Origin of the sequence: Agrobacterium sp. FDAARGOS_525 (assembly GCF_003938925.1) — a bacterium.
Taxonomy (GTDB): Bacteria; Pseudomonadota; Alphaproteobacteria; order Rhizobiales; family Rhizobiaceae; genus Agrobacterium; species Agrobacterium pusense.
Genome location: NZ_RKIU01000004.1, coordinates 462,657 through 477,684 on the forward strand (window position 1 = coordinate 462,657; position 15,028 = coordinate 477,684).

The window sequence follows — 15,028 nt, forward strand, 5'->3', positions numbered from 1 at the left end:
TCATTGTCCGACCCTATTGTCGGCCAGCATGATCTCTCCGGTTGCCACCGCCGGCGGCGGCGCAACGATTGGTTCTGCCTGCATTTCCTCCGGCCCGCGCAGTCCAGGCAGTGCAATGCGCAGTTTCAGACGCACCGACCTCGCACCTTCCGCGCCCGCACCTGCGACCGTGAACCGTGTTTCGGTAAAACTGACATAGGGTTGTCCATGCGAGAGAGCTTCCAGCCCACCAATCGCATGGGAGCTAAGTTCCGCAGCACTTCCCGCCACCAGCAGCAAGGAACAGGCGGCAGCACTTGCGCCGCCGCGCAGCGCCGGCAGCTTCGGCAAACCGTTTTCCAGTGCATGGCGGATGAGCAGGAACACCGACAGGCCCGCATAGATCGCCACATTGATGGCAGCGAAGATAAAGAACCCCTCCGCGCCGTTTTGGCGCGGCGCCAGAACCATGGCAAGAAGGCTGAGCGCCGCGAGGACCATGTATGGTGCGACTACCCGCCGCGGCAGCGGCGGTTTTGCCTGCGTGCCCTTGGGCGTGATGCGGAAATCGACGAAATCGCCACGGATCGTGTCACGTATGGCCGCCAGCACACCCATCAGCGACCATGGCCAGCGCAGGAACAGGAACACCATGGCCTCCCAGCTGAAAAGCTTCGCATCATGCGGACGGAACGCGTCCGTGGCCCGCCAGAAGAAAGCAAACACGATCATGATCAGCGAAACCGGAAGGAAATGCGCCAGAAACGCCGGATAGGATGCGTTGACCAGCACATGGCCTCTCACCAGCGCCACGGCCGGAAGCACGAACATTAGAGCCATGAAGCCGGAGAACAGCGGATACCAGAGTTGCGAAAACAGGAACTGGAACTTCAGTCGCGCGGGCAGCTTCGGCACGTAATGCCGTGAATACTGCAGCAGAATGGTCATAAGGCTGCGCGACCACTGGAATTCCTGCACGATAAGATCGGCAAAGGTCACCGGCCCGTCGCCATGGGCGATAGCATTGACGGCGTGGACGCCACGCCAGCCGCCGGCATTCATCAAAAGAGTGGTGGAATGATCTTCGGCAAGCTCCGGCCCGAGGCCGCCCACCTCCCTAAGAGCCTTCGTGCGCACGGCGTAATGCGAGCCGATGCAAAGCGGCGCCCAGCCATTATTGTATCCCAGCTGGAGCGCACCATGCAGGCTTGCCTCGGCATAAAGCCTGCCGCGTGCGGCCCAGCTTTCATTGGCATTGGCGTCGCAAATGCTTGGGGCGGACACATATCCAATCCTCGGATCGGCAAAGGGACGGATTACCTCGCTCAGATAGTCGGGTTCCGGCACGTGGTCCGCATCGAACTGGGCGACAAAATCATAACGCTCGTAACCGTAACGGTCGTAAAAATAGGCGAGATTGCCCTCTTTGCAGCGCGTGCGCCGCGGCCAGGTCTTGCGGTGATACTCGGCAATGCCCTGTCGGGTGGAAACGAAAACGCCGTGCGCGCCACACCATTTCAACGTTTCCGCATCCGGGGCTTCATCGGCAAGCCAGACGTCGAACTCCAGACCCTTCTGCTCCAGCATGGCCAGCAGTGTCTTTTCCACTACCGCGAAAGGTTCCGACGGCGCTTTGGTGACCACCATCGCCACCCTGCCCCGCGGCAGAGGCGAGCGCCGGTCAACAACCCTCGCGTTGAGAAATATGAAGATGAAATAGGATGGCAGAAGCGTGATCCACGCCAGCGCCAACGTGACCACGGAGTAGTAGGGCCAGTCGATGACGCGATCTCGATCGAGCCACCAGATCCAGAAATAGGCGAGCGTCACCAGCCAGCCACCGATGCCAAGCAGGTAGGCAAGGCGGTTCCAGCCTGTGAAAACCGGCAGCATCCGCAACACGCCTGCAGCGGCGCGGGGGGATGCGACTGAGGGCGTGGAGCGCATCGTCATGACAGCACCTCCAGTCCAAAACCGGGACCGGCCGTGCGGATGATAGTGTCTATATCGGAGCGTCTGGGCGCAAAGCCGAGCGTCTGCCTTGCGCGTTCTATATCGGCAAACAGCGCCGGAGGGTCTCCTGCGCGCCGTGCGCCGAAATGAACAGGGACTTCCTGCCCCGTCACGCGATGGATTGCCCGAATGATGTCACCGACCGATGTGCCGTGACCGGAGCCGAGATTGACACGCAACGTCTCGCCGCCATCGGCAAGATAGTTGACGGCGGCGACATGGGCATCGGCCAGGTCACTGACATGGATATAATCGCGAATGCAGGTACCGTCACTGGTATCGTAATCGGCACCGAACACATCGAGTTGCGGCAGTCTTGCAGCAGCGGCCATCAGCGCACGGGGAATCAGATGCGTCTCCGGTTCATGACGTTCGCAAAGCTCGCCATCCGGGTCCGCACCGGCGGCATTGAAATAACGCAGTGCAACGAAACGCAGACCATAGGCCGCGGCATAATCGTCTAGCGCCATCTCGAAGATCAGCTTGGTGCGGCCGTAAGGATTGACCGGCGTCTGTGCCGTCTCCTCACGGATGGGCAGTTGCGGCGGCACGCCATAGGTGGCGCAACTGGACGAAAACACCAGTCCGCCGATATTCTGGTCAAGACAGGCGTCCAGCAGCGAAAGACTGCCGCCGACATTGTTGCGGTAGTATTTGCGTGGATCCTCGACGGACTCGCCGACATAAGCGTTGGCGGCACAATGAATAACGAAGGCTGGCGAGAATTCCTGGAGCGTGGCTTTCAGGAGACCACGATCCAGAATGTCGCCTTCGATAAAGGGACCCCAGCGGACCGAATCCGCGTGACCGGTCGATAGATTGTCATAAGCTATGGGCTTGAAGCCGGATTGCGCCAGCGCCTTGCAGATGTGGCTGCCTATGAATCCGGCCCCGCCCGTGACGAGGATTGTGCGGGGCATCTCATACGGCCTCCGCCACTTTCCGGCCCGCCAGCAACGCATCGAAATAGACGATCGTTCTTTCAAGGCCGATTTCGAGCGGTACACGCGGCTGCCATTTCAGCAGCTCGTTTGCCCGCGAAATATCCGGACGACGCTGCTGCGGATCATCGATCGCGGCAGGCAGATGGACGATGCGCGAGCGAGAACCTGTCATCCGGATAACAATGTCGGCCAGCTGCCGCACCGGAATTTCTGCGGGATTACCGAGATTGATCGGCCCGGTGCATTCTTTCGGCTTGGCCGAGAAGCGCAGGAAGCCATCGATCAGGTCATCGACATAGCAGAAAGAACGGGTCTGGCTGCCATCACCGTAAATGGTGATGTCGTCCCCCTTCAGCGCCTGGACGATGAAGTTCGAAACCACACGGCCGTCGTCAGGGCGCATACGCGGCCCGTAAGTGTTGAAAATGCGTCCGACCTTGATATCGACACCGAAAGTGCGGTGATAATCGAAAAACAGCGTTTCCGCGCTGCGTTTCCCTTCATCGTAGCAGGCGCGCGGCCCGATTGTATTTACATTGCCGAAATAGGTTTCCGGTTGCGGATTGACGTGGGGATCGCCATAGACTTCCGAGGTCGAGGACTGCACCACGGTGGCACCGCATCTGCGCGCGACTTCCAGCACATTGACTGCGCCGAGTACATTGGTGAGAAGGGTACCGACGGGATCGCGCTGATAATCAGGCGGCGAAGCCGGAGAGGCAAAGTTGAAGATCAGCGAAACATCGATGTCATAGGGTTTGCGCACATCGTGCTCGACCATCAGAAACCGCTTATTGTTCCGCAAATGCTCCACATTCGCGGTACGGCCGGTCGAAAGATCATCGAGACAGATCACCTCGTGACCGCTGCTCAGCAACCGCTCGCAGAGATGGGAGCCCAGGAAACCGGCGCCACCATTAACGAGTACCCGTTGCCCGGGTTTCCAATCTGAGTAAATGGTAACGCCGTTATCATGTTCGTTGGGAACGAAATTACGCATAACACACACCTCCCCACGGTGAATCAGCACAGCCGATTCAACTAAGTGAATTAAACTCTCCATTTGACGCAATCTGAATATCATCCCTCTATTTTTTCTTCTTCCTGAGGTTTTAATATTCACATCCGATAAATTTCCACTTTCATGATAAGCGCAGGCAAAAGCAGGTCAACTTCAATTTATCGAAATATTACAATTGATCACCCAAAATTACTCAAAATAGCCCATTGATTTAATACTTTTTAACTACGCCTCCATTATGCCTTTCTTATTGAGCATTAGCGCAAGCTTCGCTCAACCAGTCGGGGCTATCCTGGTTTTGTAAGGCTCGGTCCACCGGGAACAAAACCGCCCGGCGAGATGCGACAGGCAGTCGATTTCAGGGGACACACATGATGAATGAAATGCCTTATTTCCGTGGCGGCAAAACAGTCCGTCAATGTCGTCTTGCGCTCGTTGCCGGCGCACTTTTGACTTTCACTTTCGCGACCGCTTCATGTTCCGTCGTCGAAGACGCCGTTCTCACGACCGCATCGGCCAGCCCGACTACGATCAAGAGCCGCGTCACGCCGGCGAAGGCGGCCTATGGCTATCAAAAAACCGGCAACGCAGCCGTTACGCTTGTTGCAGATGCTTCGGACACTCCGACAGTATCGCGACCTTCCTACTCGGGCTCTTCTCCCTATATCTGCTCGCCGAGCGGATTTGGGCAAAAGTCCCGCTGCTTCCTCAGGCCCTGAACCTCCTGCATAACGTCCGGGCTGCCTCTGGCAGCTCGACGCTCAGTTCTTCCAGCCGGAGAAAGTCGCGCCTTCATCCTTGTTGAAGAAACGCGACGCCGCCTCCGTGCGGTTGCGAACATTCATCTTCTTGTAGATGTTGCGAACGTGGACCTTCACCGTGTTCTCGGAGAGATGAAGCCGGTCGGCAATGATCTTGTTCTGCGTACCCTTGCATAACAGGTCGAGGATTTGCACCTCCCGCGTCGTCAGCGTCGCCATGTCGCTCCTGCTCTCGGCAAGGGCGTCGGCACGGTTGGCGATGACAGCGCTGTTCTGCACGCTTTTACCGCCGGCTGCGGCGGAATAGGGCGTAAGCTTGCCGAGAAGGGCCGCCGGGAAATGCTCCCCACCCTTCATGAGCAGGTCGACCGCCGCCATGAAGACGTCGAGCCGGAGATTGAGCGGCAGCACACCATCGATGATGCGCATTCCCACCAGCCGCTTCAGAGGCTCTTCAATTTTGTCGATCGTTTCCACGACGAGCGCAATCGGCGCTTCAGGATGTTTTTCACGGATCGCCGACAATACGCTGTGAAGCCGCTCGCCCGCCAGGCGATAGGGCAATACGAGCCGGACATCGGCGCCGTAATCATCGTCAATCGTTGCCGACGATGTCACGCTTACCACGGAGAATGTAGGGAACTTTTTGCCCAACGCCTCCATGAGGCACTCGGAAAACAGGTCCGGATCCGCTACGATCAATAAAGTTCCATTTATATGTGTAACGGCGTTTTTTTGTTTTGCCGCATAATCTGACGTTCCCATGAACATTGACGCCTCCCTCAAGCGCTTACGCATTACTTTCTTTTGGTTGCGCAGTCTGTCATCCGCCCGGCGACCCACCCCTTAAAACTTGGGGGCGATTCTCCGCTTCATGTCATGTCAACTATTATTAATCACCCGTTAATTCGTACACGCTAATACGAAAAGCTGTGTAAATAAATGGCCCAAACGGGTTATTTTTTACAATTGACATACAAAATAGGTTAAGCCGGATCAGAATCAGTGATCCGGGAACCGGCGTAAAAACAAATATATCGGAAATGCTTTCGTGCTGGTTTTGCGTTCCGACGAAATGTAACTTTCAGTTGATATCTCTCAACATAGCTCGCCTGCTGCACATGCCAAAGCCTGTGCCTTTTCGGGATGAGAGCATCTCTCCACCGAAATAAACCATGTTTAATGAAAGAGCCGCTCTGCCCTGCCGAAGCGGTGTTTTTTCGAGAATGAACCGGCGAACGATGCCCAAGACAACCGCTGGCGACGTATATATCCGGGTGGAACGCCGATAGGTTTAGCCCAAATTGATATCTAGGAAGCGCAATTTTTCTGCGGCACAGTCTGACCGTCGCTGAACGGCGGCTGATGGAAAGACACTCCCGGCCTTGACGTGTGTTTGAGAGCGCCGGACCCTTTTCAAGAAAACATGCATGCGAAAAGACGAAGCCACCGCGCTCCCCTGCTGGAGCGAGGAACGGATTTGTGCGCCGTTTTTATCGAGTAGCGCACAAGGGCTGAACAAAAAGAGCCCGTCCACGGGCCAATACCGAACCGCAGATGATGAGTAACCGAGTCCATCTGCAAAACATCAATCTTCATGCTATCCGGAGCAAGCGCGAAAAAATCCCGTTTGAGATGAGAGGGATTTCGAAAGCTGCTCCGAGCTTTTTCGGAGGAAATCGAAATGGGTTATGATCATAAATCCGCTGGCAGCGACGACGATATCACCAAGATCGGCGCGCTTTCCGATGGTTTTGCCAACACGTCTACCAATGACGCCAAGGTGGAAGACAGCAACGTCGGCACCGCGAACGGTGAGAACCGCAACAACGACAATAGCGACAACAGCACCAATGTGGATGTTGATGCCAAGATCGATGTTGCAGTCGGCAATGGTGACAATCGCGATAACGACTATGACTGGAGCTATGACAGCAAGTCGTACAGCGATAACGACACGACGACCAAGACGAGCACCGAAACCAACACCGACATCAAGACCGATTACGACTGGAGCTATGAAAGCAAGTCGTACAGCGACAACGACACCAATGTGAAAACGGTGACGGATTCGGACAACAAGACCTTCACCTATTCCGACAACGACACCACCACCACGACAACATCGACCTCCGGCAGCTTCAACTCCTCGGACAGTTTCTACAAGTCGGATGACGATTTCGGCAACATTACGGGCGTCAAGGATGTCGGCAATCTCGGCATCGCCGGCGGAGACCTCACCTTCAATCTGGGTGACGACTTCTCCTTTACCCTGGATGTCGACAGCATCCTCAACGACTCGCTCAACGGTGACGGCAACGACACGGGCTTCAGCCTCGTGCAGGCCAATCACCTGGCGGATCAGGATGAGGCTTACGACATCAAGATGCAGAACGGTGGCGCTGAAAACCACCTGAGCGCCAATGCAGGCGACGCCTATGGCGCAGAAGGCATCGACGGCAAGGGATGGGATCTCAAGGCCGGCGACGACGCAGCAGGCACCAGCACGGCCGACGCATCGGCAATCCTTGCAAATTCCGGCTTCCATCTGGAGCTGGTGCAGGGCGCCAACATGCTCTCCAATGCCGTTGACGTCACGGTCACAGGGGGCAACTCCAGTGTCTCGGACGTCGGTGAGGATCACTCCTGACAACCATCTCTTGACGAAAAGAGCTGCACCGGCGTCCGCCGGTGCAGTTTGCGGTTCATAGACAGGCCTGGCGACAAAGAAGCACCGCTTCCAAGACGTGTGCCGCCCGACATCTGTGACGTACCGCAATGATCGGGGAGGGACCTCCAATGCATATCGACAAGATTTCAGACATGATCGCGCATTTCATCGGCCTGTTCGACACGATGGCCGAAGAAGCGCGTCTGCGAAACAACTATAGTGAAGGCCCCGCACGTTCCGGGCCTGAGCAACTGCCGGAAGAGGAAGCAGCAAGGCTGCTCGACAAGAACTATGACGTCGCACTTCAGGACTACGATCCTGGCGTCAAGTACCATGCAGGCTATTACGACTTCGATTATCTGCCGCCGCATTTCGCACGCACGGTCGAACATGACATGCAGCAGTTTGCGAATTCGATACCAGTCGATATTTCCGCTGCGAATTTCCGCTTTCCAGGTCGCCTTTCCTTCGAGGACGAACGTGAGCTGGTAATTCATACCGGCCCAGGCTCGGTTGTCGCCCATGTCGCGCAGGTGAATATTCTTCAGGACGATGATTATCTGAATATGACGGACGGCCCCAACGTGGCCCGCGACACCAGCTTCGTCACTGAACGTACAGTCGAATTCTACAACGAAGCGTCCGTCTTCACGCCTTTCGCCGGTTTCCAGCGCACCGACAGTTACGACGCCCTGCAGGCGCTCGCCAAATCCGCGCACGACTATATCGACCATGCCCGCGAAAACGATGTGACGTCGCTCGGCACCGGTGCGGATCAGGATTTCGTTCTGGCCGGCAATGACATCGACGGGCTTTACATCAACGGCTCGATAGCCAGCGAAAAGCCGATGCTCGACGACTACATGCCCGATCGCGGTATCGCCAAGCCCGCGGAAGAGCCGGAAAAGAGCGATGTTTCGCTGCATGAGGACAGCCCTGCCGGCAACAGCCTCGATGTAGCCGCAAGCGCGAATGTCGTCGCCAACATCGCTACGCTGGTCAATACCGGCGTCATGACGTCGGTAACCGCCGTCATGGGCGACTATCATCAGATCGACGCGATCACCCAGGCCTATATCTATAGCGACCGGGACGAGATCGACTCCGTTTTCACACGGTCGGAAGATCAGGCGGCGACGGCGGCCTTCAATATCGCCAGCTTCGAGCGCAGCGTCTATCCGGGTGCCGAAAACACGGAAAACAGCAGTCAGGAAAACGGCGAACCGCCGATATTTCCGACCGCCTGGCGCGTTAGCGTGCTGGAAGGAGACGTTTCCTTCGTGCACTGGATCGAGCAATACCAGTTCGTCAGCGACAACGACACGATGACGATAACGACCTCGGGCGCCGCCGTCAGCCTGCTGACAGGCGGCAACGCCGCGCTCAACATTGCGAATTTCCTCGGCATCGGCATGCAATACGATCTGATCATCGTCGGCGGCAATGTGCTGGACATGAACATCATCAGCCAGATCGCCGTGCTCTACGACAATGACTGGGCGCGCGCCAACTCCGATGCGCCGGAAGGCGCCACCATCCAAACCGGCAATAACCTGCTGTGGAACGACGCCGCCATTCACAATGTCGGCAGCAACGACCGTTTCGAAACCATGCCGGACTATATGAACCAGACGGTGAACGCCATCAACGAGCGCGATCCCAACATGCCGGATGCGCTTGCCCATGACGTCAATTTCGCCGGCTATCAGGGACTGAACGTGCTCTACATCACCGGCAATCTCTACGATGTCAGCATCATCAAGCAGGTGAGTGTGCTCGGCGATTCCGACGACGTTACCCAGGCCGCGGCCAAGGTACTCGAAAACAACGAGAATGCCGACGTCCATATCGATACCGGCAGCAATGCCGTCATCAATCTCGCGCAGATCATTGATTACGACAGCTTCGGTTCCACCACCTATGTTGCCGGCGGCGTTTATTCCGACGCCATTCTGATACAGGGCGGCATCATCGAAAACGATACGTCGCAGCCGGCGCAACCGGGTCAACTTGCGAACGAGGTCATCGCTTTCCTTCACGACGATCCCGCCACCATCGAAAACGAATCCGACGGCGTCATCAATGCCGGGCACGACCTGTCGTGGTCCAATGCCCACTCATCCGACGTCATGCAAGCGGTCACCGCATAGGTTTTGCCGGCGGTAGTTCCGCCTGTGTAACCGCAAAAGCCGCAAGATCACCGAGGGGACCGATAAAAATGGATCATATTTCAAGAAGAACGATTGCGGATGGACGCTCGCTGGATTTACCGCTGGATCAGGACGCGGAAGACAGCAAGCTGACGGACGCCTGTATTTCAGCTATCAATGAAGCCGTAGAGAACCTTCGCCAGTTGTCGGGTGCGGAACAGATCGCTAGGGCAACCCCGCCCTCTCCGGAGGTGGCGCTACCGCCCTCGCCGACGACACCGCAATCCAACACATTGCGGGATAGGCCAGCGGGAAATCCGGCACCGCAACAGGAGCCACACCCCGCGTCGCAACCTACCCCCAAAGCCAAGATCGACAATGCAGAACTAAAGAGCGCTCCCGACCTCCCCTTCGTCAAGACTATCGACAACAATGACGGTCCGATCCGTGAAAACGAACGCCGCCCGGCGACGGGCGGTGGCGGCGATGGCAAGGAACCAACGGGCAATGGCGGCGGTGGCGGCGGCGGTGGCAGCAGCCAGAGCGGCTTTCATAAACGCAGCGAACCGATCAATTTCGCCGCAAGCCTTGCCAAGGGCATCGCCGCGGTGCGCCGCAACATGATTGTGGTGATGCTGTTCACCGTCGCCATCAACGTCCTGCTTCTCGCCATACCGCTTTATCTGTTTCAGATTTCGGACCGCGTGCTGACGAGCCGCTCGATGGATACGCTCGTGATGCTGACGGTCGCGGTTCTTGGAGCGGTACTGCTGCAGGCTTTCATGGATGCCATCCGCCGCTTCATCCTGATGCGTACCGCTGTGGAGCTCGAGGTCCAGCTCGGCGCTCCCATCCTGTCTGCCGCCGCACGCGCCTCCCTGCATGGCAGCGGCAAGGATTACCAGATATTGCAGGATTTACAGCAATTGCGCTCATTCCTCACCTCGGGAACCCTTATCGCTTTTCTCGATGCGCCGCTGATGCCGCTCTTCATCGTGGTGGTTTATCTGGTCCATCCGCATCTCGGTATTATCATCATGGTCTGCTGCGCCGTGCTGTTCACCATCGCCTGGCTGAACCAGCGCTTCACCGCACGGCAATTCTCCGAAGCCTCGGGTTATCTGAGCCGCGCCAATTTCCATCTCGATTCCATGTCGCGCAATTCGCAGATCATCAATGCGCTCGCCATGATCCCCGAAGCGGTGAAAATGTGGGGCCGCGAAACGGCGGGCTCGCTGAAATCGCATGTGGCCGCACAGGATCGCAACATCATGTTCTCTGGCGTGTCCAAAGCCGCGCGTATGATCACACAGGTTGCGCTTCTCGGCTGGGGCGCGCATCTTTCGCTCTCCGGCGAGCTGACAGGCGGCATGGTGATTGCGGCCTCCATCGTCTCGGGCCGTGCGCTCGCGCCCATTGAAGGAGCGATCGAGGGCTGGCACCAGTTCAACAAATCGGCCGCCTCCTATGGCCGCATCAAGCAGCTCCTCATCAGCTCACCGCTCAATTTCCCACGCCTGCGCCTTCCCAATCCGGAGGGACGCCTGGATGTTGAGCGCATTCTCTTCGTACCGCCGCCGCAGAAGAAAGTGATCCTGAACGGTATCTCCTTTTCGCTGAAAAAGGGCGAATCGCTTGCCATCATCGGCAATTCCGGCTCTGGCAAAACGACACTCGGCAAAATGCTGGTCGGCTCCATCCTGCCTACATCGGGCAATGTCCGCCTCGATCTCATGGATCTGCGCAACTGGGACCAGCGGCAGTTCGGGGAAAGTATCGGTTATCTGCCACAGGACGTCCAGCTGTTCCCGGGCACCATCAAGGCCAATATCTGCCGCATGCGCGACGATATAGAGGACAGGCAAATCTATGAGGCCGCAGTGCTGGCCGACGTTCACGAGTTGATTGCCGGTTTCCCGCAGGGTTATGAAACCGTGGTCGCCGCCGATGGCGCACCGCTTTCCGGCGGGCAGAAACAGCGCATCGCACTTGCTCGGGCCTTCTTCGGCGACCCCAAATTCGTGGTGCTGGACGAACCGAACTCAAACCTCGACACCCAGGGTGAGCAGGCCCTGGCCAAGGCGCTGCTGCACGCCAAAAGACAGGGCATCACCACTGTCACAATCACCCAGCGGCCCGCGCTTCTGCAATGCGTCGACAAGATCATGGTGCTGAAGGACGGGTCGGTCGCCATGTTCGGCGAAAGGATGGACGTGCTGAAAGCGCTCTCCGGCAATGGCCGCCAGGCCAGCCAGTCTCCGCAGATCGAGGGTTGAGGATCGTCATGTTCAGGAAAAAGAACGCCATTGCCGAAGTCAAACCACAGGGTCAGCTGGAATGGTACAGCGAGGTGCCGCGCTCAATCCGCCTGCACAGCTCGATCGGTCTTGCCGTGCTGCTCGCCTCCTTCGGCGGGTTCGGCTACTGGGCTGGCACCGCGCCCCTCTCCTCCGCCATCATCGCCCAGGGCAGCTTCGTTGCCACCGGCAATAACAAGGTCGTGCAGCATCTGGAAGGTGGCATCATCAAGGAGATGATGGTCAGCGAAGGCGACACGGTCAAGGTAGGCGACGTGCTGCTCACACTCGACAAGACGACGGCGCTCGCCAACGAACGCATGTTGCAGCTGCGGCGGCTCAGGCTTGAGACCATCGTCACGCGCCTGCGCGCCGAAGCGCAGGGCGCAAAGAGCTTCAAGGTGCCCGACATCGTCATGAAGGAAGCCGGCGATCCGGATATCAACGCCATCATCCAGAGCCAGAACATCGTGTTCCACAGCAAACTCATCAAGCTCGAAGAGCAGTTGAACCTGATCGAGAAGAACATCAGGTCGCTGGAGTTTCGTTATGCGGGTTATGACGGGCAAAAGCAGTCCTTCGACCGGCAACTCGCGCTTCTCACGCAGGAACGCGATTCCAAGGAGAGGCTCGCCAAGGATGGTGTCATCCGCAAGACCGACATGCTGGCGCTGGAGCGCGCCATTGCCGATGCGATGGGGGACATTGCCCGTCTGAGCGGCGAAATGAACCAGAGCGAAGCGGAGATCGCCAAATTCAAGCAGGAAGCGATCATTGCGGTCAACGCCAACAAGCAGGCGGCGCTTGACGCGCTGGAGACGGCGGAGTCCGATCTTGACAGCGTGCGCGAACAGGTCCGTGGGGCCGCCGAGGTGCTGGAGCGCACCGTCATCCGCTCCCCCGTCAACGGAACTGTCGTGCGCGCTTATTATCACACGCCCGGCGGCGTCATCACGACGGGCAAGCCGATCATGGAAATCCTGCCGGCCCATGTTCCGCTGATCCTGGAGGCGCAGGTGCTCAGAACCTCGATTGACCAACTGCACGAGGGGCAGACGGCAGCGATCCGTCTTTCGGCGCTCAACCGCCGCACCACGCCGGTCCTGAACGGCAAGGTTTTTTACGTTTCCGCCGACAGCATCGAGGAGAACGCCGGTCTGCAGGTCAAGGATGTTTATATCGTGCGCGTGCAGGTGCCCGATGAGGAAATCGCCAAGGTCCATAATTTCCGCCCAGTGCCGGGCATGCCGGCCGACGTATTGATCCAGACTTCGGAGCGCACTTTCTTTGAATATCTGACCAAGCCGATCGCTGACAGCATGTCCCGTGCTTTCAAGGAAAGATGAATAAATATCAGTAACCTACACTGTCTTTTCCGCGACAGTCGGCATATGATGTCGAAGGATGTTTTGTCGGGGCGGGAGAAGCGTCATGGCGGCGATGTCGGATGTATTGCTGCTGGTCGGCAGGCTGAACTATGTGTGGACCAACACCGAGAGCCTGATGATCTATCTGATCGTCCACCTTTTGAAAGTGGACAAGGAGGCTGCCATCGTGGTGTTCCTCACCCTCAACACCACACGGGCGCGCATGGATCTCATCGAACGCCTGGCAAAGCTTCCCTCCACCGACGCGAAGGACCGGAAGACTGTCCTCTCCATCATGGCGCGGCTGAAGAGGGAAGCGAAGACGCGCAACAAATACAATCACTGCATCTATTCTTTTGACGAAAAGGGCGATATCGCCAGCACTCAGCTGATGCGTCTGGTGGAAGATGACAGCCAGGTCCGCTACGGCAAGGTCGAGCGGATGGACGAAAAGGAAATCGGCCAGCTCGAAAAATCAATCGCCGACATTGTCGAGGTCAGCAAGGACATGTGGAGCTTCATCCACGCCAGTCCACATGTCTCGGCGGATTATCTCTAGGGTCTGGTCTGCAGCCTCATGCCGATCGCGGGGTGAGTCTCACCGTTCCGCGCCGCCTTTACCGGAAGGCAAAGTTTTCCGGCCGCGAAATAAAGCAGGAACGAACCGATCTGATAGGGAAAGATGATGTCAATCTCCACGAAGGATCGCACCACGAACAGCGCGCAAATCGCAAAAAGGATAACGCCCTGCGGGTCGCTTCGACGCATCAGCACCGATCTCAGATGTCCCAGCAGCGTGCCGTAAAGCACCATGCCCAGCAGGATCATGCCGACAAAGCCGTTTTCCACCACTGTCTCGATATAGGTATTGTGGAAATGGAAGCCGCTGCGGCCGGTGATGAAGAAGTCGTTCCACAACCGTTCGGCATCGGCAAAACCCGCGACCCAGAATCCCTGGTAGCCGACCCCCAGGATCGGAGCCTGCTTTGCAGCCTCTATGCCCTGCTGCCAGAGATAGGTTCGGCCGGTCAGCGTCGAATCCTTGCCGAAGATACCGAGAATGGAATCTAACAGACCGAACTGCAGCGAAGCCACCGCAAGCAGCGCGCCGAGACCGCCGAGAGCAAAAAACATCATTTTACGGTTTGCGGGCGAAAGCATCCCGATCGGGATAAAACCGATGATGAGGGCGACAACGGCCGCGGTGGTGATGGCGGAGGTGGCAGATTGCGATGCGATGAGACTGTAGGCAGACAAGAGTCCCGTCACGCCTGCAATCGGCAGCCAGATGCCCCTTTGCTTGAGTACCAGCACAGACGAGGCAGCAGAAATGACGCCCAGCGAGGCATAGAAACCGAGCTGGTTTTTGGATGAGAAGGCACCGACGAAACTGTAGGTCCCATCAAGCGCGTCAAAAAGATAGATGCCGAACAGAAGCGAATAGAGCAGGACGACGCCGATGCCAATCAGAGCGCCCCGCGTCAGCGTCCGGATGGAAATCACGCGCATGGCAACCAGCGCGCAAACGATATGGGTTATGTATTGGATGGAGGCGCGCATGGTTACAGATACGGCTTCCGACCAGAAGCTGGACAGGACGGTAAGAATGCCGAAGCCGAAAATCCACAGGTAACGCGGATAATTGCCGAGCACGCGCCGGTAGTCGACCACCACCAGCGGCAACCACATGCCATAATAGGCCAGAACCGAGATTTGCCCGAAACGCGACGAATAGGCGAAAACGAAGAATGACAGCGCAACGGCCGTCATCCCATAAATCTCATTGCGTTCGGGATCGATCAGCGCCGATTTGGCGATCCGCATT

The 15,028-nt window shown here is 57.4% G+C and carries 11 protein-coding genes; 6 read left to right on the forward strand and 5 right to left on the reverse strand.

Going from position 1 to position 15,028, the window contains the following annotated elements; all coding sequences use genetic code 11:
• Genes EGT36_RS18520 through EGT36_RS18530 form a run of 3 tightly spaced genes read right to left on the reverse strand, consistent with a single transcriptional unit; the run spans position 1 to position 3,936 of the window.
• On the reverse strand, positions 1-1,932 hold the full coding sequence (locus EGT36_RS18520; RefSeq protein WP_125270814.1) for a glycosyltransferase family 2 protein: 1,932 nt from the start codon (positions 1,930-1,932) through the stop codon (positions 1-3).
• Entirely contained in the window at positions 1,929-2,912 is a 984-nt protein-coding gene (gene galE / locus EGT36_RS18525; RefSeq protein WP_006698572.1) for a UDP-glucose 4-epimerase GalE, read from the reverse strand. Before galE ends, EGT36_RS18520 begins: the two co-directional genes overlap by 4 nt.
• A gap of 1 nt (position 2,913) precedes the next feature.
• Positions 2,914-3,936: a UDP-glucuronic acid decarboxylase family protein gene (locus EGT36_RS18530; protein ID WP_125271419.1), complete on the reverse strand. Its 1,023-nt coding sequence runs from the start codon at positions 3,934-3,936 to the stop codon at positions 2,914-2,916.
• 392 nt (positions 3,937-4,328) lie between these two features.
• Here EGT36_RS18530 and EGT36_RS18535 point away from each other — a divergent pair, with 392 nt between their 5' ends.
• Entirely contained in the window at positions 4,329-4,676 is a 348-nt protein-coding gene (locus EGT36_RS18535; RefSeq protein ID WP_004438615.1) for a hypothetical protein, read from the forward strand.
• Positions 4,677-4,718: 42 nt separating this feature from the next.
• Here EGT36_RS18535 and EGT36_RS18540 read toward each other — a convergent pair whose 3' ends face one another.
• Positions 4,719-5,489: a response regulator transcription factor gene (locus EGT36_RS18540; protein ID WP_004438614.1), complete on the reverse strand. Its 771-nt coding sequence runs from the start codon at positions 5,487-5,489 to the stop codon at positions 4,719-4,721.
• Between the two features lie 913 nt (positions 5,490-6,402).
• Here EGT36_RS18540 and EGT36_RS18545 point away from each other — a divergent pair.
• From EGT36_RS18545 to EGT36_RS18565, 5 genes are all read left to right on the forward strand, one after another.
• Entirely contained in the window at positions 6,403-7,368 is a 966-nt protein-coding gene (locus EGT36_RS18545; RefSeq protein WP_035211034.1) for a hypothetical protein, read from the forward strand.
• A gap of 149 nt (positions 7,369-7,517) precedes the next feature.
• The gene (locus tag EGT36_RS18550; RefSeq protein ID WP_125270815.1) at positions 7,518-9,539 is read left to right on the forward strand and encodes a hypothetical protein; all 2,022 of its coding nucleotides are present in this window, start codon (positions 7,518-7,520) and stop codon (positions 9,537-9,539) included.
• A 68-nt stretch (positions 9,540-9,607) separates the two neighbouring features.
• Positions 9,608-11,815 carry a type I secretion system permease/ATPase gene (locus EGT36_RS18555; RefSeq protein WP_080823233.1) on the forward strand — a complete coding sequence of 736 codons (2,208 nt, stop codon included), beginning with the start codon at positions 9,608-9,610 and terminating at the stop codon, positions 11,813-11,815.
• Positions 11,816-11,823: 8 nt separating this feature from the next.
• Positions 11,824-13,182, forward strand: a complete 1,359-nt coding sequence (locus tag EGT36_RS18560; RefSeq protein ID WP_004438597.1) for an HlyD family type I secretion periplasmic adaptor subunit — start codon at positions 11,824-11,826, stop codon at positions 13,180-13,182.
• 85 nt (positions 13,183-13,267) lie between these two features.
• Positions 13,268-13,762, forward strand: a complete 495-nt coding sequence (locus EGT36_RS18565; RefSeq protein ID WP_004438593.1) for a hypothetical protein — start codon at positions 13,268-13,270, stop codon at positions 13,760-13,762.
• Here EGT36_RS18565 and EGT36_RS18570 read toward each other — a convergent pair.
• Complete coding sequence (locus tag EGT36_RS18570) at positions 13,759-15,027, reverse strand: O-antigen ligase family protein (RefSeq protein ID WP_125270816.1); 1,269 nt, start codon at positions 15,025-15,027, stop codon at positions 13,759-13,761. The genes EGT36_RS18565 and EGT36_RS18570 overlap by 4 nt on opposite strands.
• Position 15,028 lies beyond the last annotated feature (1 nt).